Below are 20,417 nucleotides of genomic sequence, written 5' to 3'. Positions count from 1 at the left end.
GCCGGACGACCGCCGGCACTTACGTTCCCGGCCGGCTCGACGCTAGGCTGCGGATGTTCGTCGCCAACCTGCCGGGAGAGAGCCCATGCGTGTCCGTGTCGTGCCTGTCGTGCTGTTGAGTGTCCTGGTTGCGGCCAGTGTGTCGGCGCAGACCTCGCCGATGACGCCGGATATCCCGGCCAAGGGGTTCGTGACGCCGACGGCCCGCGACGACTACGACAAGCGCGTGGTGATGGTACCGATGCGCGACGGTACGAAGCTGTACACCGTGATCGTGGTGCCCAAGGGCCCCCACAACGCGCCCATCCTGCTGACGCGCACGCCATATGACGCCGCCAACCGTGCCAGACGGATCGACTCTCCGCACATGCGCGACATCCTGCCGCAGGGCGACGAGGTGTTCGTCGATGGCGGCTACATCCGCGTGTTGCAGGACATCCGCGGCAAGTACGGTTCCGAAGGCGATTACGTGATGACGCGGCCGCTGCGTGGACCACTCAATCCAACCCGGGTGGACCATGCCACCGATGCGTGGGACACCATCGACTGGCTGGTCAAGCATGTGCCGGAAAGCAATGGCAAGGTGGGCATGCTGGGCTCGTCCTACGAAGGGTTCACCGTGGTGATGGCCCTGACCGACCCGCATCCGGCGTTGAAGGTGGCCGCGCCGCAAAGCCCGATGATCGACGGCTGGATGGGCGACGACTGGCTCAACTACGGTGCCTTCCGCCAGGTCAATTTCGGCTACTTCACCGGTCAGCTGGCCAAGCGCGGCAAGGGGCCGACGATTCCCAGCGTCGGCTACGACGACTACACCACGTTCCTGCGTGCCGGCTCGGCCGGCGACTACGCCACGGCCAACGGCCTGGATCAGCTGCCGTGGTGGCACAAGCTGATCGAGCACCCGGCCTACGATGCGTTCTGGCAGGAGCAGGCGCTGGACGCGCGCATGGCCAAGACGCCGTTGAAGGTACCGACGATGTGGCTGCAGGGCCTGTGGGACCAGGAGGACATGTGGGGCGCGGTGCACAGCTATGCGGCGATGGAGCCACGCGACACCGGCAATACGCTCAACTACCTGGTGATGGGCCCGTGGCGGCACAGCCAGGTCAACTATGACGGTTCGACGCTGGGCGCGTTGAAGTTCGATGGCGACACCGCGCTGCAGTTCCGCCGCGACGTGCTCAAACCGTTCTTCGACCAGTATCTGGTGGATGGCGCGGCCAAGGCCGATACACCCCCGGTGCTGATCTACAACACCGGCGAGAACCACTGGGATCGCCTGCCGCAGTGGCCACGCACCGCCGCGCAGAACAGGCCGCTCTACCTGCGTGCCGGCGGCAGACTGTCCTTCGAGGCGCCGCAGCCCGGCGAGGCAACGTATGAAGCCTACGTGTCCGACCCGGCCAAGCCGGTCCCGTTCGTGCCGCGCCCGGTGCGCTTCGCCGATCGCGACATGTGGACCAGCTGGCTGGTCAAGGACCAGCGGTTTGTCGATGGTCGTCCCGACGTGCTGACCTTCATCAGTGAACCGCTGACCGAACCGCTGCGCATCGGCGGCGCACCGCAGGTGAACCTGCAGGCGGCCACCAGCGGCACTGACAGCGACTGGGTGGTGAAGCTGATCGATGTGTACCCCGACCAGACCCCGTCCACGCCGGAAATGGGGGGCTACGAGCTGGCGGTGTCGATGGCGATCTTCCGCGGCCGTTACCGCGAGAGCTTCAGCACGCCCCAGGCGATTGCCGCCAACCAGGTGCTCGATTACCGGTTCGGGCTGCCCACCGCCAACCACGTGTTCCAGCCGGGCCACCGGGTGATGGTGCAGGTGCAGTCCAGCCTCTTTCCGCTGTACGACCGCAACCCGCAGACCTTCGTGCCGAACATCTACCTGGCCAAGCCGGGCGACTACCAGAAGGCGACCCAGCAGATCTGGCACGCGCCGCAGCAGGCCAGCTTCATTTCGCTGCCGGTGTATTGACCACGGGCGTCACGGCCAGCCAGTCCGGCTGGCCGTCGACGAACGACTGCCCGCGCGGGGCCAGTGCCGGCGCGTGCGATGCATCGAATGCGCCCGTGAGCAGGGCAATCACCGGCCCGTCGTCGATCGCGCCCAGTGTGCTGCCGCACTGGGCGCAGAAGCCGCGGGTGGAGTGCGCGGACGAGATGCCGCGGGCCTCGAAACGAATGGCGCCGCAGAGGCAGCCGCCTTGCCAGACAGGTACATCCATGTGGTGATCCTGCGAACGCGTGGCCCGCCATGTAGCGGGCCACGCGCGCAACGCATCAGCCGGACACGCTCGGGTAGTCGGTGTACCCCTGCGAGCCGCCCCCGTACAGCGTGTTCGGGTCCAGCTCGGACAGGGCCACGCCCAGCCGCAGGCGCTCGACCAGGTCCGGGTTGGCGATGAACGCACGGCCGAAGGCGATCATGTCGGCGTACCCGGATGCGATCGCCGCCGAGGCGGTGTCCTTGGTATAGCCGTTGTTGGCGATCCACGGGCCACGGAACTTCGCACGCAGCGTTGCGTAATCAAAGGCGATGTTGTCGCGCGGACCGCCGGTGGCGCCTTCGATGACATGGATGAAGGCCAGCCCGCCAATCGCGTCCAGGCGTTCGACCGCGCGCTCGAACAGCGGCTGCGGCTGGCTGTCGTGTGCGTCGTTGGCGGGGGTGACCGGCGACAGGCGTACGCCGGTACGCTCGGCGCCGATCTCGGCCGCCACCGCGCGCACCACCTCATCCAGCAGGCGGGTGCGGTTCTCGATGCTGCCGCCGTAGGCGTCGGTACGCTGGTTGCTGCCATCGCGCAGGAACTGGTCGATCAGGTAACCGTTGGCCGCATGCACTTCCACGCCGTCGAAGCCGGCGGTGATCGCATTGCGCGCCGCCTGGCGGTAGTCCTGGATGATGCCGGGAATCTCATCGAGCGCCAGAGCGCGCGGTGCCGACACATCCTCAAACCCGTTGGCGGTGAACGTCTTGGCGTTGGCGGTGAGCGCGCTGGGGGCTACCGGCGCCTGCCCATCAGGCAGCAGGCTGGTATGTGAGATGCGGCCGACGTGCCAGAGCTGCAGCACGATCCGGCCACCGCGCGCATGCACGGCGGCGGTCACGCCGCGCCAGGCCTCGATCTGTGCCTGGCTGTAGATGCCGGGGGTGTCCAGGTAGCCCTGACCCATCGGGCTGATCTGGGTGGCCTCGGCAATGATCAGGCCGGCGCTGGCGCGCTGCTGGTAGTACTCGATGGCCAGCGGGTTGGGCACGCGGCCTTCGATGGCGCGGTTGCGCGTCAGCGGGGCCATCGCGATGCGGTTGCGCGCCTCGATCGCGCCCAGTCGGGTGGGGGTGAACAGGGGGCCGTCGGTGGAAGATGTCATGTGCATGCCTTGGGGGAGGGCGCTGCCATCGGGCAGCGTGAACAGACGAGATGTGGACGTACGACCGCCAGCATAGGGGGCAGTGCGTTGCAGCGATGGGAAGCATTGTTGCGGGTGCCTGCGTGCACGTTCTGTAACGCAGCCGGGGCGTAGGGTGGATGTCATGCAGGCACGGCCTGCCGCTGTTTTCCAACCCGAGGTACAACGTGATGATCGATTACAAGCTCAAGGGCAAGGTGGCCATTGTGACCGGCGGCGTCTCCGGTATCGGCCTGGCCGCGGCCGAACTGCTGGCTGCCTCCGGTGCAGCGGTGGCGGTCTGGGACCTGAAGGCGGATGCGGTCGAGAAAACCGCCGAAGCGCTGCGTCGCAAGGACGTCAACGCCATCGGGATCGCGTTGGACGTGACCGATGAAGCGGCCGTGGAGGCGGCGGTGCAACGGACTGTGGAGGCCCTGGGTGGGCTGGACATCGCAATCAACAACGCGGGCATCGGCGGCCCGTCGGCGCTCAGTGGCGACTACCCCGTGGACGGCTGGAAGCGGGTCATCGACGTCAATCTCACCAGTGTCTTCCTGTGCCAGCGGGCGCAGATCCAGGCGATGCGTGCGGCGGGGAAGGGCGGCAGCATCATCAACATGGCCTCGATCCTGGGGCAGGTCGGTTTCAACAACTCGGCCGCTTACGTAGCGGCCAAGCACGGCGTGGTCGGGCTGACCCAGACCGCCGCGTGGGAGCATGCCGCCGACCGTATCCGGGTCAATGCGGTCGGCCCCGGCTTCATCGCCACACCGTTGCTGGACAAGATGGACCCGGCAGTGCGCAAGGCGCTGGAGGCCAAACACGCGCTGGGCCGGCTGGGCAAGGCCGACGAAGTGGCAGCGCTGGTGGCCTGGCTGGCCAGCGACGATGCCTCCTTCGCTACGGGGACCTACTACGCCATCGATGGTGGCTACCTGGCCCAGTAGGCGGCCTGACGGCCGGTGCGGCGGGGCATGCGGGCGGCTTCACGGTCCCCAGACGCCATCCTCTGCAACGCTCGGCATCTCTACTGCCGGGCGACGTCAATGATGGGACTGGAACAAGATCTGTCGATTCTGTTGCGCATCGCCGCGGCGATGCTGTTCGGCGGGCTGATCGGCATCGAGCGCGAGATGGGCCGGCATGCGGCCGGGCTGCGCACGCACATGCTGATCGCCGGTGCGGCGGCGCTGATCGTTGGCTTGGGTGACAGCATCGCCGAGCACTTCCAGCAGGAGCGTTATCGCGACCTGCTGCAGGTCGATCCGGTGCGTCTGATCGAAGCAGTGGTGGCCTGCGTGGGCTTCGTCGCGGCCGGTACCATCCTGCGTGGTTCGCACGAGGATCAGGTCAGCGGGCTGACGACAGCCAGTTCGCTGATCATGGCCGCCGCGATCGGGATCGCGGTGGGCATCGGCGAGTACGTGATCGCCATCGGGGTGACCCTGCTGTGCCTGATCGTGTTAGCGGTGTTCCGCAGGATCGCCAGGAAGATCGAACCGACACCGTGACGGCACGCCTCACGTCCAGTTGATCGAGTCGCCCGTCCGCGAGGGGTCGGAACGGGGCCGGCAGGCGGCCCCGTTGGGTACGACACGGTCCATCAGAACCGCTGCTGATACTTCATGTACACCATGCGCCCGATATCGAACCCGCCGTAGTAGGGGAACGCGCTTTCCGGACTGGAGAACATGATCGGCCCCCGGTGATTGAACAGGTTGTTGGCGCCCAGCGATACGGTCGCGTTCCACGGCGCACTCCAGCGCACCTGCAGGTCATGGAAGGTGTTGCTGCCTACTTTGCGGATGGCATCCGGTTCCCCGTTGGCATGGTGGTCGGGCGCCGTACACGGGCGATTGGGGACGCAGCTCTCTTTCATGCCGGAGTAGTACCGTACTCCGTAGCGCAGCCCCCAGTCGCCCTTCTCCCAATCCACGCCGAGCGTGGAGCGCACGCGGAAGATGCCCGGCGTACCGACCATCCCGATCATGATTGTCTCGCCGGCGGCGTTGTTGCCCTGTTCGTCGTACCGGCTGACATAGCTGCTCTGCCAGTCCAGCCGGATCTGGCCGACCGCCAGTTCCGGGAGGCGGTAGTTGACCCCGAGGTCGTAACCCTCGGTCTCCAGCCTGCCGAGGTTGGCGAGGCCGTAGACGATGCCGTCGATGTGTCCATCGGGGGCGCGCGAGATGCCGTCGCACCGGCTGGCGTTCCCGAGGACGTAGCAGTCGCGCAGGATGCGGTCCACGCTGTCCTGGATGATCAAGTTGTCGATCCTGTACTGGTACCAGTCCAGCGAGATGTCGAGACCTTCCACCCAGCGCGGACTCCAGACCAGACCCACGGTACGGCTGGTCGAGGTTTCCGGTTTCAGGTTGGGGTTGGACTGGTTGGTGAATACGTCCGGTGTCTGGCAGGGGTAACCGGTGCAGTCCTTGCCCCCTTGGCCCTGCTGTGTGTAGCCGATGGGAACGCCGGCGGCGTTGCACGCCGCGTTGCCGTTGACGCTGTTGGTCGCGCCGACACCGCAGGGATCGGTGTACGACTCGAAGCTGGAGCCGGCACCTCCGTGCAGGTCGTCGATGGTCGGCGCGCGGAAGCCGGTGGCGACCGTGCCACGCACCAGCAGCTCTTCCAGCGGGCGCCAGGTCAGGCCGAACTTGGTATTCAGGGTCTGCCCGAAATTGCTGTAATCCGAGTGACGAGCTGCCAGGCTCAAGCTCAGTTCACGGGCGAAGGGCAGGTCCTTCAGGATCGGCACATTCAGCTCGGCATAGAACTCGTCGAGCGAATAGCGGCCCTGGGTCGTGGTGGCGGCGAGGCCGGTGCTCTCACCGGATTGCCTGAATGCATCGGGCACGAAACGGCCCTGCTCGCGCCGATGCTCATAGCCCACCGCAACGCCGACTTCGCCGGCCGGCAGGTCGAACAGGGTGCTGACCAGGTTGGCGGTGTAGCTGGTGGTGGAGGTCGTTCCGGTATCGGTGAAGAACGGGAACAGGAAGTTCTGCAGGCCCGGGGCGGAGAGCGAGCCCGGGCCGCTGGCCCCCGCAGGCAACAATGGATTCCACGGCGTGCAGTGGATGTCCTTGGCAGTTCCGCAGTCCGGGCTCAGCGCACGCGCCATCGCCAGATAGCTGGCATCGCCGTGGCCGGTCTTGTTCAGCTGGTTCCGGTTGTGCAGCCCGCCCACGTCCCAGTCGACGACACGTCCGGCCAGCTGCACGCTGCCCTTCAATGCACCGCTCACGCGGAAGGTCTGCAGGTCGCTGCGCGTGGTGCGCGGGACCTCCCACAGGCGCCGGTTGAACGTCGTGTCGACGCCATAGGGGTTGAACGGGCTGTCGGCGGGAAGGGTGTACTGCAGCGGGTAGCCGGCAACCTGCTGGTCGGTGATGCGCTGGTTGTACATTGCCTCGCCTTCCAGCCGGACGGTATCGCTGAGGTCGTACCAGCCCGTGGCGAACAGCGAACGGCGTTCGACGCCGGTCTGCACCATCATCTGCTCGTTGGCATTGACCCGGTCGCCGTCATCGGTGCGGCGATAGTCGCCCGGACGGGCCGGGTCGCCGCCGTCTTTCAGGGTCCACCAGGCCGGCGTGATGCCATCACCAGGCGTACTGCTGCAGGGGTTGCAGTGCGATCCGTTCCTGCCGATCGCGCTCCAGCCCGATCCGCGATAGTCGGGGCCGGCATTGCCATCGCGGCTGAACCAGCGGTCCTTTGCCCAGACCGGGTCGTCCTTGGCATGCTCCAACGCGACGGTGATGCCGCTGTGCGGGCCTTGTGCGCCCATACGCAGGGAGAGCTGCTGATTGCCGCCGTCCCCCTGGCTGAACTGACCACTCGACACATTCACCTCCAGGCCGTCGAAGCCGGCATCGGTGATGACGTTGACCACTGCGGCAATCGCGTCGGAGCCGTAGACCGCCGACGCACCGTCCTTCAGCACCTCGATGCGCTGGACCATGCTCATGGGAATCTGACCCAGATCCTGCAGCCCGGCGGTGGTGGCACCCAGGCGGCGTCCATTGAGGAGGACCAGCGTGCGCGCCGCCCCCAGATTGCGGATGTTCACATAGTAGCCACCGACGTTTTCGCCGGAGGCCAACGCGTCGGCGCGGGAGATCGCCGGTGCACCGGCCGAGCTGAGGTTCTGCAGGACATCGGCGACGCTGGTGAAGCCCTGTCGTGCGATGTCGTCGCGGCTGACCACGAGGATCGGCTGGCGGGTCTCGGCATCGGCGGCCCGAAGGCGTGAACCGGTGACCTTGACCTGGTCCAGTGTGGTGGGTTCATCGGCGGACGCCACGGCCGGAACAAGGGCAGCGCAGATCGCGACGGGCAGCAGCTTTGCGGGGCGTACGACGGGCAACGTCAGGTTGAGCATCAATCTCTCCAGGGGATCCGGGTGTGCGAAAAGCGCGATCCAAACGTTACTGTTTCGTTTCCGCTCAGCCTGTACGCGATGCGCGGTGGATATGTGCGACTTGAGCTTTAGTGCGCAACGCGCGCATCTGACAGCGGTACGCCGATGCCGTGACGCCGAAGTGCGCGCGGAAGGCCCGCGCGAAGCTGCAACCGCTTTCGAATCCGCAGGCCGCTCCCACCTCACCGACGATCAGGTCGCTGTCCAGCAGCAGTTCGGCGGCGCGCTCCATGCGCAGCCGCACGCCAGCGGCCTGCGGGCTCTCGCCGAACACGCCCTGGTAAGCCTTGGAGAAGTACCAGTAGGACAGGCTGGACAATTCCGCCAGCTCCCCGATGCTGACTACCCGGTCGACGTTTCCCTGCAGCGTCAGATGAGCGCGGCACAGCCGGCCCAGCACATGGCGCCTGCGATGCAGCGAGCGGCCCGGACAGCGATCTTCCTGCAGCCCCATCGATCGCTGCAGATGGACGACGTGGCGCAGCAGCGCCCGCAACATCGCATCGCCACTGACGCGATCGTGCGCAGGTCTGCGGACCAGCTGACGCCAGAGACGAATGGCAATCTGCAGGTCGCACCGGGTCATCGCGCCACAGCCGGGATAGAGCCGGCACGCATCGGCGTTCAGCAGCTCAAGCGCGTTGCCCTGCAATGCCACGCCGATGCAGAGGCCGCGACGGTCGGCCTGAAGGCGCGGCTGCGAGTTGCGGTCCAGCACGATCCAGTGTCCGGCGTGCAGGTGGAAGCGACCCTCGCTGGACTCCATCCGGCTGCAGCCACGCACCTGCAGCCACAGGGTGAATGCCCCGCTGCCGACCTGTACCGACGACATGCGTGATACGCCGATGCATCCGCGTGTGATGTCGCTCTGGAGGTCGATCGTCAGGTTCTGTCCGCGATCCGCCCAATTGATTGTCTGCATATCGTCCACGCCGGCACCTGCCTGCACGATGTGTTCGGCCGGCGGCCGCTGCCAGCACGTGCGTCAAGGTTCTGTGTACGCAGGCTGCAGGCGTCGTGTTGTGTCGCTATCGGCGCGTTTTTCGATTGTCGAGGCCACCCTCACGGTGCCCACGTCATTCTTGAGGCCTATCTGATGAGGAGTCAGCGCATGCGACCGTTCGAGATCCAACGCATCGATCATGTGGTACTGCGCGTGTCCGATCTGCCGCGGGCGCTGCGCTTCTACTGCGACGTGCTGGGCTGCACGGTGGCGCGCGAGCGCCCCTCGCTGGGCATGGTCCATCTGCGCGCCGGGGCGTCGATGATCGATCTGGTCAGCATTGACGGCGCGCTTGGCAGACCGGGTGGACCCGCCGCCGGGGCGAAGGGGCGCAATGTCGATCACCTGTGCCTGCGCGTGGACCCGTTCAACGAGGCCACCCTGCGCGCCCACCTGGAGATGCACGATGTGGCGGTCGAGGGGCCCGTGGAAAGCAACTTCGGTGCCGAAGGCGACGGGCGCTCGCTCTACGTGCGCGATCCCGATGGCAACGGGGTCGAGCTGAAGGGTCCGGCCAGTGAGTGCGGACGTTGATAATGGTAGGACCAATATACCAGCGTAAACCTATGGTCTAATAGGCCGGTCGCGCATTTGACGCTTCAATGCGGACGGTTCCGAGAGAACGCCCGATAAGTGGTAGGACCATTAATCGGGCGCATGACACTCGTGGATTTCCCCGGTTCGCGCGGTGGTGACCGCGCGGACCCCTGTCCGTTCTTGATGAGATCCGTCGATGCAGGCCTGGCCACAACTGTATGACCCCGCTGGCAACCTCTGGGTGTCCAGCCTGATCGCGCTGCTGCCGATCGCCTTCTTCTTCGTTGCCCTGGCCGTGCTGCGCATGAAAGGCTGGCTGGCCGGCACGCTGACCGTGGCCATTGCCCTGGGGGTGGCGCTGCTGTTCTACCGGATGCCGCTGCAGCAGGCCGTCGCCGCCGGCGCCTACGGGTTCTTCTACGGGCTGTGGCCCATCGCCTGGATCATCCTGGGGGCGGTGTTCCTGTACAAGGTGTCGGTCAAGACCGGGCAGTTCGACATCATCCGTGCGTCGATCCTGTCGGTGACCGAGGACCAGCGGCTGCAGATGCTCATGGTCGGCTTCGCCTTCGGCGCGTTTCTGGAAGGCGCCGCCGGTTTCGGCGCGCCGGTGGCGATCACCGCCGCACTGCTGGTCGGGCTCGGCTTCAAGCCGCTGTACGCGGCCGGACTGTGCCTGATCGTCAATACCGCGCCGGTGGCGTTCGGCGCGATGGGCATTCCGATCATCGTGGCGGGGCAGGTGACCGGCCTGGATGCGTTCGAAATCGGTCAGATGGCCGGTCGCCAGCTGCCGTTCCTGACCATCATCGTGCTGTTCTGGATCATGGCGATCATGGATGGCTGGCGCGGCGTGAAGGAGACCTGGCCGGCGGTTCTGGTGGCCGGTGGCTCTTTCGCCATCGCCCAGTACCTGACCTCCAACTTCATCGGCCCCGAACTGCCGGACATCACGGCCTCGCTGGCCTCGCTGGTGTGTCTGACCCTGTTCCTGCGCCGCTGGACGCCGGTGCGCATCTTCCGCTTCGACACCGAGGCCAGCGCGCAGGCTGCCGCCCAGGCACTGGAAGCACCGCAGTACAGCCGCGGGCAGATCCTGAAGGCATGGTCGCCGTTCCTGATCCTGACCGCGATGGTGACGGTGTGGAGCATCAAGCCGTTCAAGGCGCTGTTCGCCGCCGGCGGGGCGCTGGACCACTGGGTGCTCAAACTGCCCGTGCCATCACTGGATCAACTGGTGCAGAAGATGCCGCCGATCGTGCCGGCCCCAACCGCCTATGGCGCGGTCTACACGTTCGATGCGGTGTCGGCCACCGGCACGGCGATCATGCTCGGCGCGGTGCTGGCCATCGTGCTGCTGAAGATGCGTCCGGCCGCAGCCCTGCGCACCTTCGCCGAAACCGCCAATGAACTGAAAGTGCCGATCTACTCCATCGGCATGGTGCTGGCGTTCGCCTTCATCGCCAACTACTCGGGGCTGTCGGCGACGCTGGCCCTGGCCCTGGCGCACACCGGCAAGGCGTTCACCTTCTTCTCGCCGTTCCTGGGCTGGCTGGGCGTGTTCCTGACCGGTTCGGACACTTCGTCCAACGCGCTGTTCTCGGCGCTGCAGGCAACCACGGCGCAGCAGATCGGCGTGTCCGAGGTGCTGCTGGTGGCGGCCAACACCACCGGCGGGGTGACCGGCAAGATGATCTCCCCGCAATCGATCGCCATCGCCTGCGCGGCGGTTGGTCTGGCCGGCAGGGAATCGGATCTGTTCCGCTTCACGGTCAAGCACAGCCTGATCTTCACCGTGATGGTGGGCATCATCACCACGCTGCAGGCGTACTGGCTGACCTGGATGATTCCCTGACCCCATGCGCGCGGCACCGGCTCCCGGCATCAACCCCATCGCCCGCCACGCGGGCGACAATGGCGGCATGAAGAACGAACGCCTCTCCGACAAGGTGGCCGCGCAGTTGCGCGACCTGATCCAGACCGAGAACCTGCAGCCCGGCGACCGGTTGCCGGCCGAGCGCCCGCTGTCGGTGCAGCTGGGGGTGTCGCGCACCGCGCTGCGCGAAGCGATCGCGCAGCTGTCCAGCCAAGGGCTGCTGACCGCGCGCGTGGGCGGCGGCACCTTCGTGGCCGAGCCGGCCGCACGCGCGCGACAGGCCATCGACGAACCGCTGATGCCCTACCTGCCGCTGTTCCAGGGCGACCCGGAGTACCGCTTCGACGTGCTGGAGATCCGCCACGCACTGGAAGGCGCCACGGCATGGCACGCAGCCCTGCGCGCGACCGACGCGGACCGCGCGAAGATCCGCCAGGCATTCGACACCATGATGGACGCACACGGCAAGGATGATCCCGCCGGCGAGGCGCGTGCCGATGCCGCCTTCCACCTGGCCATCGCCGAGGCCTCGCACAACCTGGTACTGCTGCAGGTCATGCGCGGCCTGTTCGAACTGCTGCAGACCAACATCTCCCAGAGCCGCGAAAAGCTCTACACCTCGCCACGCACGTTCGAGCCGCTGTCGGTCCAGCACCGCGAAATGATGGAGGGCGTGCTCTCCGGCGATCCCGAACGTGCGCGCGCTGCCGCGCACGCGCACCTGGAATTCGTGCACACCTCACTGCGCACGCTCGACGACAACGAAGCCCGGCGCACACGCGCGTCGCGGCTTCCTTCTTCCCACGGTTGACCCATGATCATCTCCGCCTCCACCGATTACCGCGCGGCCGCCCAGCGGCGGCTGCCGCCGTTCCTGTTCCATTACATCGATGGCGGCGCGTATGCCGAGCACACCCTCAAACGCAATGTCGCCGACCTGGCCGACGTGGCCCTGCGCCAGCGCGTGCTGCGCAACATGGCCGAACTGAGCCTGGAGACCGAGTTGTTCGGCGAGCGGCTGGCGATGCCGGTGGCGCTGGCCCCGGTTGGCCTGACCGGCATGTACGCACGCCGCGGCGAGGTGCAGGCGGCGAAGGCGGCGGCCAGCCGCGGCATTCCGTTCACCCTGTCCACGGTGTCGGTGTGCCCGATCGAAGAGGTGGCGCCGGCCATCGACCGGCCCATGTGGTTCCAGCTCTACGTGCTCAAGGACCGCGGTTTCATGCGCAACGCGCTGGAGCGGGCCAAGGCGGCAGGCGTGACCACGCTGGTATTCACGGTGGACATGCCGACGCCCGGCGCCCGCTACCGTGATGCGCACTCGGGCATGAGTGGCCCCCACGCGCCGGCACGGCGCATGCTGCAGGCCGCCACCCATCCGCGATGGGCATGGGATGTGGGTCTGCTTGGCCGCCCCCATGATCTGGGCAACATTTCCACCTACCGCGGCCATCCCACCGGCCTGGCCGACTACATCGGCTGGCTGGCCAACAATTTCGATCCCTCCATTTCCTGGAAGGACCTGGAATGGATCCGTGAGTTCTGGACCGGGCCGATGGTGATCAAGGGCATTCTCGATGCAGAGGACGCGCGGGATGCGGTGCGCTTCGGTGCCGACGGCATCGTGGTCTCCAACCACGGCGGACGCCAGCTGGATGGCGTGCTGTCCACCGCACGGGCGTTGCCGGCCATCGCCGACGCGGTCAAGGGCGAGCTGAAGATCCTGGCCGATTCTGGCATCCGCAACGGCCTGGATGTGGTCCGCATGATCGCGCTGGGCGCGGACAGCGTGCTGCTCGGCCGCGCGTTCGTGTACGCGCTGGCGGCGCACGGCGAGGCCGGCGTGGCCAACCTGCTGGACCTGGTCGCCAGGGAAATGCGCGTGGCGATGACGCTGACCGGCGCCAGAACCATCGCCGACATCAGTCGCGATTCGCTGGTGGACGCCACCCGTCACCTCGCGGGCGCCCCGTGAGCGGCGCGCCCGGGAACACGGCGGCGCTGCTGGCGCAGCTGCGCGGCATCGTCGGCGATGCGCACGTGCTGTGCGGCGACAAGCCGACCCGGCGCTTCCGCAAGGGCTATCGCTTCGGCGACGGGCCGGTACTGGCGGTGGTGCGTCCCGGCACGCTGCTCGAACAATGGCGCGCCCTGCAGGCAATCGTGGCGGCCAACGCCATCGTCATCATGCAGGCGGCCAACACCGGCCTGACCGGCGGCTCCACGCCCGATGGCGCGGACTACGACCGCCCTGTGGTGATCGTCAACACGCTGCGGCTCACCGGCATCCAGCTGCTCAACGACGGGCGCCAGGTGGTCTGCCTGCCCGGTGCCACGCTGGATCGGCTGGAGCAGGCGCTGGCGCCGCTGGACCGCGAACCGCACTCGGTGATCGGGTCATCGTGCATCGGGGCATCGGTGCTGGGCGGTGTCTGCAACAATTCCGGCGGCTCGCTGGTCCGCCGCGGACCGGCCTACACCGAAATGGCGCTGTTCGCCCAGGTCGACGCGGATGGGCAACTGCACTTGGTCAACCATCTTGGCATCGCGCTGGGAGACACCCCCGAGCAGATTCTGGAACGGCTGCAACGCGGCGACTACTCGCCGGGCGACGTCGACAACGGTGGCGATCGCGCCGCGTCGGACCCGCGCTACGCCGAGCAGGTCCGTCAGGTCGATGCCGACACCCCCGCACGCTACAACGCCGATCCCTCGCGTCACTACGAAGCCTCCGGTTCGGCCGGCAAGCTGGCGGTCTTCGCGGTGCGCCTGGACACCTTCGCGCGCGAGGCGGGCGAAGTGTTCTACATCGGCAGCAATGCGATGGAGGATCTCACGGCGATCCGGCGCCACCTGTTGACCGCGTTCGAGCGCCTGCCCATCTCCGGCGAATATCTGCACCGCGAGGCGTATGACATCGGCGAGCGCTATGGCAAGGACACCTTCCTGCTGATCGACCGCTTCGGCACGGGGCGGGTGCCCGCCGCATTCGCGTTGAAGAGCCGCATCGATGGCTGGTTCGAAAGCCTGGGCCTGCGCGGCGTCACCGACCGCGCGATCCAGCTGGTCATGCGCTGCCTGCCTGGCCACCTGCCGGCGCGCATGGGGCAGTTCCGTGCGCGCTACGAGCACCATCTGCTGCTCAAGGTGTCGGCGGTGGATGCCGCGGCGACCGCGACCTTCCTGCGCGATCACTTTGCGAGCGGGGAGGGCGATTACTTCCAGTGCACGGCCGAGGAGGGGCGCAAGGCCTTCCTGCATCGCTTCGCCGTGGCGGGCGCCGCCGTGCGGTACCGCGAGGTCCACCGGCGTGACGTCGAGGACATCGTGGCCCTGGACGTTGCGCTGCGTCGCGACGATCGCCACTGGGTGGAGCAGCTGCCGCCGGACCTCGATGCACGCCTGGCCGGCAAGCTCTACTACGGGCACTTCCTGTGCCATGTATTCCACCAGGACTACATCGTGCGCAAGGGCGAAGATCCGCTGGCGATCGAACATGCGATGTGGGCGCTGCTGGACCAGCGCGGGGCCGAGTATCCGGCCGAGCACAATGTGGGCCATCTCTACCCGGCCAAACCGCCGCTGGCAGCGTTCTACCGCACGCTGGACCCCAGCAACGCCTTCAACCCCGGCATTGGCCAGACCCCGCGCGGGGCGCACTGGGGCGGGCACGACTGCGGGCGCCACTGAGCGCCCGCAGCGGGCGCATCACTCGCAGCGTGCTGCAGTGATGATGTTGTCCTTGTCGATGAACACCCGCAGGCGGTCCTTGCGCAGGTCTTTGGAGGTGATGGTGGCTGGGCCGATCGGATTGATCAGGCCCGCGCCGCTCTCACGCAGCAGGCGGCGCAGGGTGGCTTCATCGGCGACGTGGCCGACCGACCAGCCCAGGCCACTGGCATCGCAGAGGCCGGGACCGGTGATGGCCGGGCCGGGGGAGCTGACGCAGGCGCTCAGTGCCGCGGCGCTGCACAGCGCAAGCAGCGGAAGGGCGGCGCGACGGGCGAGGGATGGCATGGGGATGGCTCCTGCAGGTTCGGGCGCCGACGATACCACTGCCGCCGCGAGTTTCGTGTCGTGGGCGGGCGCGACACGATGACGCGCCGCGCGGGGGCGGGTCCACAGCGCAGGTACAATGGCCGCCCGCCGCGAGGGTGGGACGCAGGAGCAGATCGGACATGTTGCATGTATTCATGCTGGGCGGCCGCCATGACCGCGCCCGCATCGAGGTCCACGACGTGGCCTTCGCCAACGTTGCGCGCATCGAAGACGCCTACCCGCAGCTGCGCCAGGACTGGTTCGGCGCAGCCAAGGGTCTGCACATCGATGGCTGGCTCGCGGTGGATGGCGTAGACGGCTACAAGGTGACCTTTGTCGAGGCGGCACCGGCAGCGGATGCACCGCGGCTGTTCTTCATCAATCTCGGTGGCTACGTCGCACGCTCGCTGGGCGAGGCGCACGATTACCGGTTGCTGGTAGCCACCGATACCGCGCAGGCACGTCAGAAAGCCAAGGCGCTGCGCGATGCGGCCTGGTTCAAGCCGCACACCGACGCGGTGCTGGACGTGGACGACTGCATCGCCATCGACCAGGTCGGCGGGCGCTACGTCCACCTGGCACCGGGTCCGCACAAGGGCACGGCGCTGGTCAGCGACTACATCGTGATCGGCTGACAGCGCAGGGCGCGGCACGGGCTACGGCCCGCCGTCCGATTCGCGGCCGGGCAGGGTGTGCACCGCCTGCCAGACCGTATCCAGGTGCTGGCGGAACGCTGCCGGTGCGGCGGCGTAGGACGGGCTGTCGGCACGTTCACCGCCAAACGGCGCTTCGCCATCGATGACCACCAGCGACTCGCCCTCGACCCGGTAGCGATCATCGCCGCGTCGCAGCTCGATCACGATCTGATGCGGGTCCACACCGCCGCCGCAGAAGGCGTGGCTGGGCAGGGTCAGTTCGGCCACACCATCGCCGTCGAGGTCGGTGGCCTCGGCGTTGTCGAGGAAATAGGCGGCTTCCAGGTCAAGACCCGGGCACTCGGTGCGGTGTTCGCTGCGCCAGCGCTCGACGAACGACGTGGCGGTGTCGGCACGCCGGTAGAGCGTGGCGGTCAGCAGCGCCACGTCCATCGCCTCGCCGCTGTCGGCATCGGGCGCCTGGCTGTCGATCCGGTCCAGCACCAGCAGGCCTTCGCCGTCCCTGTCGCGGAAGTGCACAGTCTTCAGCGGGGCGCTCACGCCCAGCGCCTGGAGCGTGGCGGCGTCGATCTCGGCGAGATGGACCAGTGGGGTCGCGGCGGGCGCCGATGGCGTTGCCGCGCCTGCAGCCGGGAGCGGTGCCGGTGTCGCAGGGTCGGTCGGCGGGCCCTTGCAGGCGGCCAGCAGCGCAACGCAGGCGAGCGCCGGCAGCAGGGGGGTACGCAGTCTCATGGTCAGTCCATTGATCCGGATGTTTCGCCTTGTTCCAAGACGTCGATGATGGCCAGCACCGCATCGGTGGCCAGACCAGGCTGCCGTGGCCCGGTACAGCGGCGCGTTGCGACGTGACATTTCACGCGCTGTTCTTGCCCGCGAATGGCGCGCACGTTTCCGGGTGAAACGCCGGCGGAGGATCGACCTCCGTGCCGTCGGCCTGGCGCAGAATCCGCTCGTCAATGCGGACCAGGGTCTGGTCCTGGCTGAATTCTGTCTCGTAGGGGCCACTGCTGACAGTGACATGGGCAACGATCTCACCCTTGTCGAGGTCAAGCAGATAGAGGTTGGAGTAGGGTGCGTCGCCCGGCTGGATCTGGTCCCATGCGCGGCCCCATACCAATGCGTGGCGCTTGTCGCAGCTGACGTTCCAGGCGTCCAGCGACGGCCCCAGCCTGATGCTCGCTTCGGCCTGCTGCGACGGGTAGACGAAATGGTCGCCCTTGATCCGGATGGCGCCGGCGGGCGTCGGCGCGCACGCGGCGGCGGTGCTGGCGACGAGTGCGAGCAGCGCCCACGAAACATATTTCATCGCCTAGTACCCGATAGGAAAGACTGGGATCCGTTCACCTGCCGCACACCTGCGCCGGCATGGTCAGGCGCAGGTCAATCCAGTGCGTCGGCAATGGCAAGCGCGTCGTCCGGCGACAGGATCTGTTTGCCGGCGGCTTCATCGCGCAGGGTCAATTGCGTGTAGTGGAACCGGCGGGCGTCATCGAACGAGACGGCGGCAAGGCAGGTCCCCGTGGCGCGGTATACCTCGCCTGTGCCGGTGTCGCAGTCGACCTCCGCGGTGAATCCATCGCGGCCATGCAGCCTGCGCGGCGTACCGCTGTACTGGCTCATGCCTGTGGCGAAATCCACGTTGCGCGCGGGGCTGGCGTCGCCGGGGTCTGCCGGGGTGACCGACACTCCGAGCTCCTGCAGCAGGGCCGTGCTGCTGGATCGGCAGTACACGCCGACGGTCCGACGCTTTACCTGCACGTTCCGGCACACCGTATCGGGTTGCCCCGCACCCAGGCCGGTGTTGGCCGAGAGCGTGTACGCGGGCGCTTTGGACGCGACCGGTTCCAGGGCGCTGCCCACCGTGCTGCAGGCGGTCAGCAGGAACAACGCAGTGAGCTGCAGGGAGCGGGTAAGGGTCATATCTGATCCGTAAGTACACGGCCCGCCGATTCGGTTTCCCGAAGTCGTTCGGCCAGGCCATTGGGATCGCCCGTGCTGCGGTTGACCCCGTTGATGGCGACGGCAACGGTACGCACGCTGGCGCGGTCGATGACGTTGCCGGTGATGGCATTGTTGATGGTGCGGAACTGATTCTGCGCCGAGCCAGCCTCCCAGTACCAGCCGCCGGCATCGATGGCGGCGTAGGCGTCGGTGGACAGGCGTTGCGGATCATTGATGGTCGGCGCCCGTGCGGGCCGCGCCGGGTTCCACCACGGCGAGGTGAATGTGCTCGCATCCAGCCAGCCGCGATACACCCAGTACTTGGAGTAGTTTTCCCGGCCGGTGAGCTGCTTCATGCCCCGACCGCGGTACTTGGGGCCATCGCCGGTGGTGATGTTGCCCAGCCGGTTTTCCAGGTAGAACAGGTAATTGGGCTGCGCTGGCGCGTAGAAACCATTGGTTTCCGGCTGGAAACTCTGGTGCCGCGGGTTGCGCGAGTAGTTCGCCGAGCCTTCCAGCATCAGCGCCAGATACATCGATTCCACGGCGCCCTGGCCGAAGAAGTGCGCCATCCGGATCTGGGTGGTGACCAGATACTTGCGTGTGACCTGGTTGATCTGGACGCGGTAGTCGTCCCGGATGCTGTCCGGTGTTCGTCCACGGCCTTCGGTAGCCAGCGCGGTGATCGGGTACTTGCTGTCGGGGTAGACCTTCTTGAGCTCGTCGCGGCTGAGCCACAGGCACTTGCGGTAGTGGTGGATGAACTGAAGCGGGTGGAAGTGCCAGACCTGGCGTTCCGGCAGCCCGCTCTGCGGCCAGAAGGCGAGCGCTTCCACGTGGGTCTTGAAGTTCTGCCAGGACTCATCGGTGTGCAACACCGCGCCTGGCTGACGATACACGGCGTAGCGGGCCTCCAGATCGCTGGCGTCCCATTCGCTGGGGTGTTTGCAGATCAGGTGGCGAAGCTGCTCGGCCGCGCCGGCCGCATTGGCCCGGGCGGCAAACTCCGCAGGTGCCGACAGCGATGGGACCGGCGACGGAGTGGCCAGGCCGAGCAGCTCGGTCAGGCGATCGACATTGGCAATGCCATCTTCCGGGCTGGCCGCGTCGCCCTCCACCACCGCACGCCAGTGCAGCGGAAAATCAGCATCGGAGAGAACGCTGATCTGTTGGGCGGGATCGGCCAGATTGATGTAACCCACGCTGGCGTCTGCATAGCGGACCAGCTGCCAGTTCTCTACGTGGGTGGTGGTGTCCGCGCCCAGCAGGCGACCGAAACGCAGGTAGTCGAAGCCTGCGCTGGTACAGTCGTCGTACAGAAGGTTCGCGATGCGGTACATCTCGTACTCATAGCCGGCCTGCTGCACAGGCTGGCCCACCTGGGCGACCACCTCGCCCTGGTCATCCAGCGCGTACGTGGTGGAGACGCGGTTGCCGCCACCGAAGGCGACTTTCACCAGCAGACGGGTGGCGTTCTGACCCTCCTGACCGACGTCCAGGTCGTAATGGGTATTGCGGAACGCAGGGAACGTCAGACGGTGCGGAGCCGTCGCGCGCGGGTGACGCGCGCTGAAAGTGCGCGAGGCGGGAATGATGAAGTAGCTGTCGCCATAGACATCTGTTGAGCCGTGGCTGCCTGCCGCGATAGCAGTGCGGTCGCGCCAGAAGCCGGTATCGGCGGCGCGGAAGTCGGCCTCGCTGGCGAAAATTTCGAAATGTACGGTGGACTGCCCATACAACTGGCCGCCGAAGCCGATCACGTCCTTGCGCGAAACACGCGTATTGTCCGGCGCGCGTACGGCATCGGTGCCGACGGCGGCGTCGCGCAGGAAGGGAAGCAGCAACTGGCGTCGCGCCGGGGTCATTACGCCCTTGGGCTGCAGGTGCATGTAAAGCGAATGGAACACCACGCGGGTGTTCTCGCCCGAGTCGGTCTCGTGTTTTATCAACACAAAACTGGTGTCGTAGTTGCCCAGACCCGGATAGTCACGGGTCTCCGGCGCCAGCCGGTACGCGACGATCACACCATCGGCCACCGCACGGATCGGCTGGTCGCCTGGGGTCAGATGGATGCCGCCATGCCAGCGGTTGCCGGTGGTCACCGGATACAGGCCGCGGTCCGCTTGTGCCAGCGCCAGCATGGCGTCGAGTTTCTGCTGCTCGTTCTGATTGCCGCCATTGGCGGGGAGGATCGGGTAACTGATGAGCATGCTGTCTTTCCCTAGACCGAGAACGGGGCGCGGCCCTTCAACTGGACCAGTCCCTGCGGAAGCGATTCGATACCGGCCTCACCGCTTTCCCCACCCATGAACGGATGCTGCCCGGCCTTGACGGTAAACGTGCCCGGGCAGCTGAAAGTGATGTTGCCGCCTTCCAGCGTGATCGCGCTGTTGCCAGCCTGCAGCACCACTTTCTGCTGGGCCAGGATGTCGATGCGGTCGTCGGTGGCGGTCACGGTGATGGCCTGGTCGGCCAGCAGCTCCAGCTCGCCGGTGTTGGACTGCAGGCTCACCGGGCCGTTGGCGGCAATCACCT

Annotated in this window: 19 protein-coding genes; 9 read left to right on the top strand and 10 right to left on the bottom strand. The window is 66.9% G+C overall.

The genetic code is table 11. The features are described from left to right. The first annotated feature begins 85 nt into the window (after positions 1–85). A complete protein-coding gene (locus tag GDJ08_RS15910) occupies positions 86–1,981 on the top strand; it encodes a CocE/NonD family hydrolase (protein ID WP_153165251.1) in 1,896 nt (631 codons plus the stop codon). Here the strand turns inward: GDJ08_RS15910 and GDJ08_RS15905 are convergent. Both GDJ08_RS15905 and GDJ08_RS15900 read right to left on the bottom strand, forming a co-directional pair. Then, positions 1,959–2,231 carry a GFA family protein gene (locus GDJ08_RS15905; protein ID WP_153165250.1) on the bottom strand — a complete coding sequence of 91 codons (273 nt, stop codon included), beginning with the start codon at positions 2,229–2,231 and terminating at the stop codon, positions 1,959–1,961. The two genes, GDJ08_RS15910 and GDJ08_RS15905, sit on opposite strands and share 23 nt — an antisense overlap. A 55-nt stretch (positions 2,232–2,286) precedes the next feature. Then, a complete protein-coding gene (locus GDJ08_RS15900; RefSeq protein ID WP_136006919.1) occupies positions 2,287–3,381 on the bottom strand; it encodes an alkene reductase in 1,095 nt (364 codons plus the stop codon). Between the two features lie 209 nt (positions 3,382–3,590). Here GDJ08_RS15900 and GDJ08_RS15895 point away from each other — a divergent pair, with 209 nt between their 5' ends. Together GDJ08_RS15895 and GDJ08_RS15890 are read left to right on the top strand one after the other, a co-directional pair. Then, positions 3,591–4,349 (top strand): SDR family NAD(P)-dependent oxidoreductase, encoded by a 759-nt coding sequence (locus GDJ08_RS15895; RefSeq protein WP_017354905.1) that lies wholly within the window; start codon positions 3,591–3,593, stop codon positions 4,347–4,349. Between the two features lie 102 nt (positions 4,350–4,451). Next, complete coding sequence (locus GDJ08_RS15890; RefSeq protein ID WP_026070590.1) at positions 4,452–4,913, top strand: MgtC/SapB family protein; 462 nt, start codon at positions 4,452–4,454, stop codon at positions 4,911–4,913. Positions 4,914–5,005: 92 nt separating this feature from the next. On the opposite strand, the gene GDJ08_RS15885 is transcribed toward GDJ08_RS15890, so the two are convergent. Continuing rightward, positions 5,006–7,792 carry a TonB-dependent receptor plug domain-containing protein gene (locus GDJ08_RS15885; RefSeq protein WP_153165249.1) on the bottom strand — a complete coding sequence of 929 codons (2,787 nt, stop codon included), beginning with the start codon at positions 7,790–7,792 and terminating at the stop codon, positions 5,006–5,008. A gap of 64 nt (positions 7,793–7,856) precedes the next feature. After that, positions 7,857–8,753: a helix-turn-helix domain-containing protein gene (locus tag GDJ08_RS15880; RefSeq protein ID WP_037590807.1), complete on the bottom strand. Its 897-nt coding sequence runs from the start codon at positions 8,751–8,753 to the stop codon at positions 7,857–7,859. Positions 8,754–8,942: 189 nt separating this feature from the next. Here GDJ08_RS15880 and GDJ08_RS15875 point away from each other — a divergent pair, with 189 nt between their 5' ends. From GDJ08_RS15875 to dld, 5 genes are all read left to right on the top strand, one after another. Next, entirely contained in the window at positions 8,943–9,368 is a 426-nt protein-coding gene (locus GDJ08_RS15875) for a VOC family protein (protein WP_017354901.1), read from the top strand. Positions 9,369–9,567: 199 nt separating this feature from the next. Continuing rightward, on the top strand, positions 9,568–11,226 hold the full coding sequence (lldP, locus tag GDJ08_RS15870) for an L-lactate permease (protein ID WP_153165248.1): 1,659 nt from the start codon (positions 9,568–9,570) through the stop codon (positions 11,224–11,226). Between the two features lie 67 nt (positions 11,227–11,293). Beyond that, positions 11,294–12,058, top strand: a complete 765-nt coding sequence (gene lldR / locus GDJ08_RS15865; RefSeq protein ID WP_136006908.1) for a transcriptional regulator LldR — start codon at positions 11,294–11,296, stop codon at positions 12,056–12,058. 3 nt (positions 12,059–12,061) lie between these two features. Continuing rightward, positions 12,062–13,222 carry an FMN-dependent L-lactate dehydrogenase LldD gene (lldD, locus tag GDJ08_RS15860; RefSeq protein ID WP_153165247.1) on the top strand — a complete coding sequence of 387 codons (1,161 nt, stop codon included), beginning with the start codon at positions 12,062–12,064 and terminating at the stop codon, positions 13,220–13,222. Next, positions 13,219–14,937 (top strand): D-lactate dehydrogenase, encoded by a 1,719-nt coding sequence (gene dld / locus GDJ08_RS15855; RefSeq protein ID WP_153165246.1) that lies wholly within the window; start codon positions 13,219–13,221, stop codon positions 14,935–14,937. Before lldD ends, dld begins: the two co-directional genes overlap by 4 nt. 18 nt (positions 14,938–14,955) lie before the next feature. Here dld and GDJ08_RS15850 read toward each other — a convergent pair whose 3' ends face one another. Then, positions 14,956–15,264 carry a hypothetical protein gene (locus GDJ08_RS15850; protein ID WP_017354896.1) on the bottom strand — a complete coding sequence of 103 codons (309 nt, stop codon included), beginning with the start codon at positions 15,262–15,264 and terminating at the stop codon, positions 14,956–14,958. A gap of 161 nt (positions 15,265–15,425) precedes the next feature. Here GDJ08_RS15850 and GDJ08_RS15845 point away from each other — a divergent pair, with 161 nt between their 5' ends. Further along, positions 15,426–15,920, top strand: a complete 495-nt coding sequence (locus tag GDJ08_RS15845; RefSeq protein ID WP_153165245.1) for a DUF1543 domain-containing protein — start codon at positions 15,426–15,428, stop codon at positions 15,918–15,920. 21 nt (positions 15,921–15,941) lie between these two features. On the opposite strand, the gene GDJ08_RS15840 is transcribed toward GDJ08_RS15845, so the two are convergent. From GDJ08_RS15840 to GDJ08_RS15820, 5 genes are all read right to left on the bottom strand, one after another. Then, positions 15,942–16,673 (bottom strand): M949_RS01915 family surface polysaccharide biosynthesis protein, encoded by a 732-nt coding sequence (locus GDJ08_RS15840; protein WP_136006898.1) that lies wholly within the window; start codon positions 16,671–16,673, stop codon positions 15,942–15,944. Positions 16,674–16,794: 121 nt separating this feature from the next. Then, positions 16,795–17,247: a hypothetical protein gene (locus GDJ08_RS15835; RefSeq protein WP_153165244.1), complete on the bottom strand. Its 453-nt coding sequence runs from the start codon at positions 17,245–17,247 to the stop codon at positions 16,795–16,797. A 74-nt stretch (positions 17,248–17,321) separates the two neighbouring features. Further along, positions 17,322–17,861 carry a hypothetical protein gene (locus tag GDJ08_RS15830; RefSeq protein ID WP_026070586.1) on the bottom strand — a complete coding sequence of 180 codons (540 nt, stop codon included), beginning with the start codon at positions 17,859–17,861 and terminating at the stop codon, positions 17,322–17,324. Continuing rightward, a complete protein-coding gene (locus tag GDJ08_RS15825) occupies positions 17,858–20,092 on the bottom strand; it encodes a M23 family metallopeptidase (protein ID WP_136006895.1) in 2,235 nt (744 codons plus the stop codon). Before GDJ08_RS15825 ends, GDJ08_RS15830 begins: the two co-directional genes overlap by 4 nt. Positions 20,093–20,103: 11 nt before the next feature. Then, a partial coding sequence (locus tag GDJ08_RS15820; RefSeq protein WP_153165243.1) for a DUF2345 domain-containing protein occupies positions 20,104–20,417 on the bottom strand: 314 nt, incomplete at its 5' end.

Origin of the sequence: Stenotrophomonas nematodicola (genome assembly GCF_009467805.1) — a bacterium.
Lineage (GTDB): Bacteria > Pseudomonadota > Gammaproteobacteria > Xanthomonadales > Xanthomonadaceae > Stenotrophomonas > Stenotrophomonas nematodicola.
This window is presented reverse-complemented; position numbering and strand designations above follow the sequence as displayed.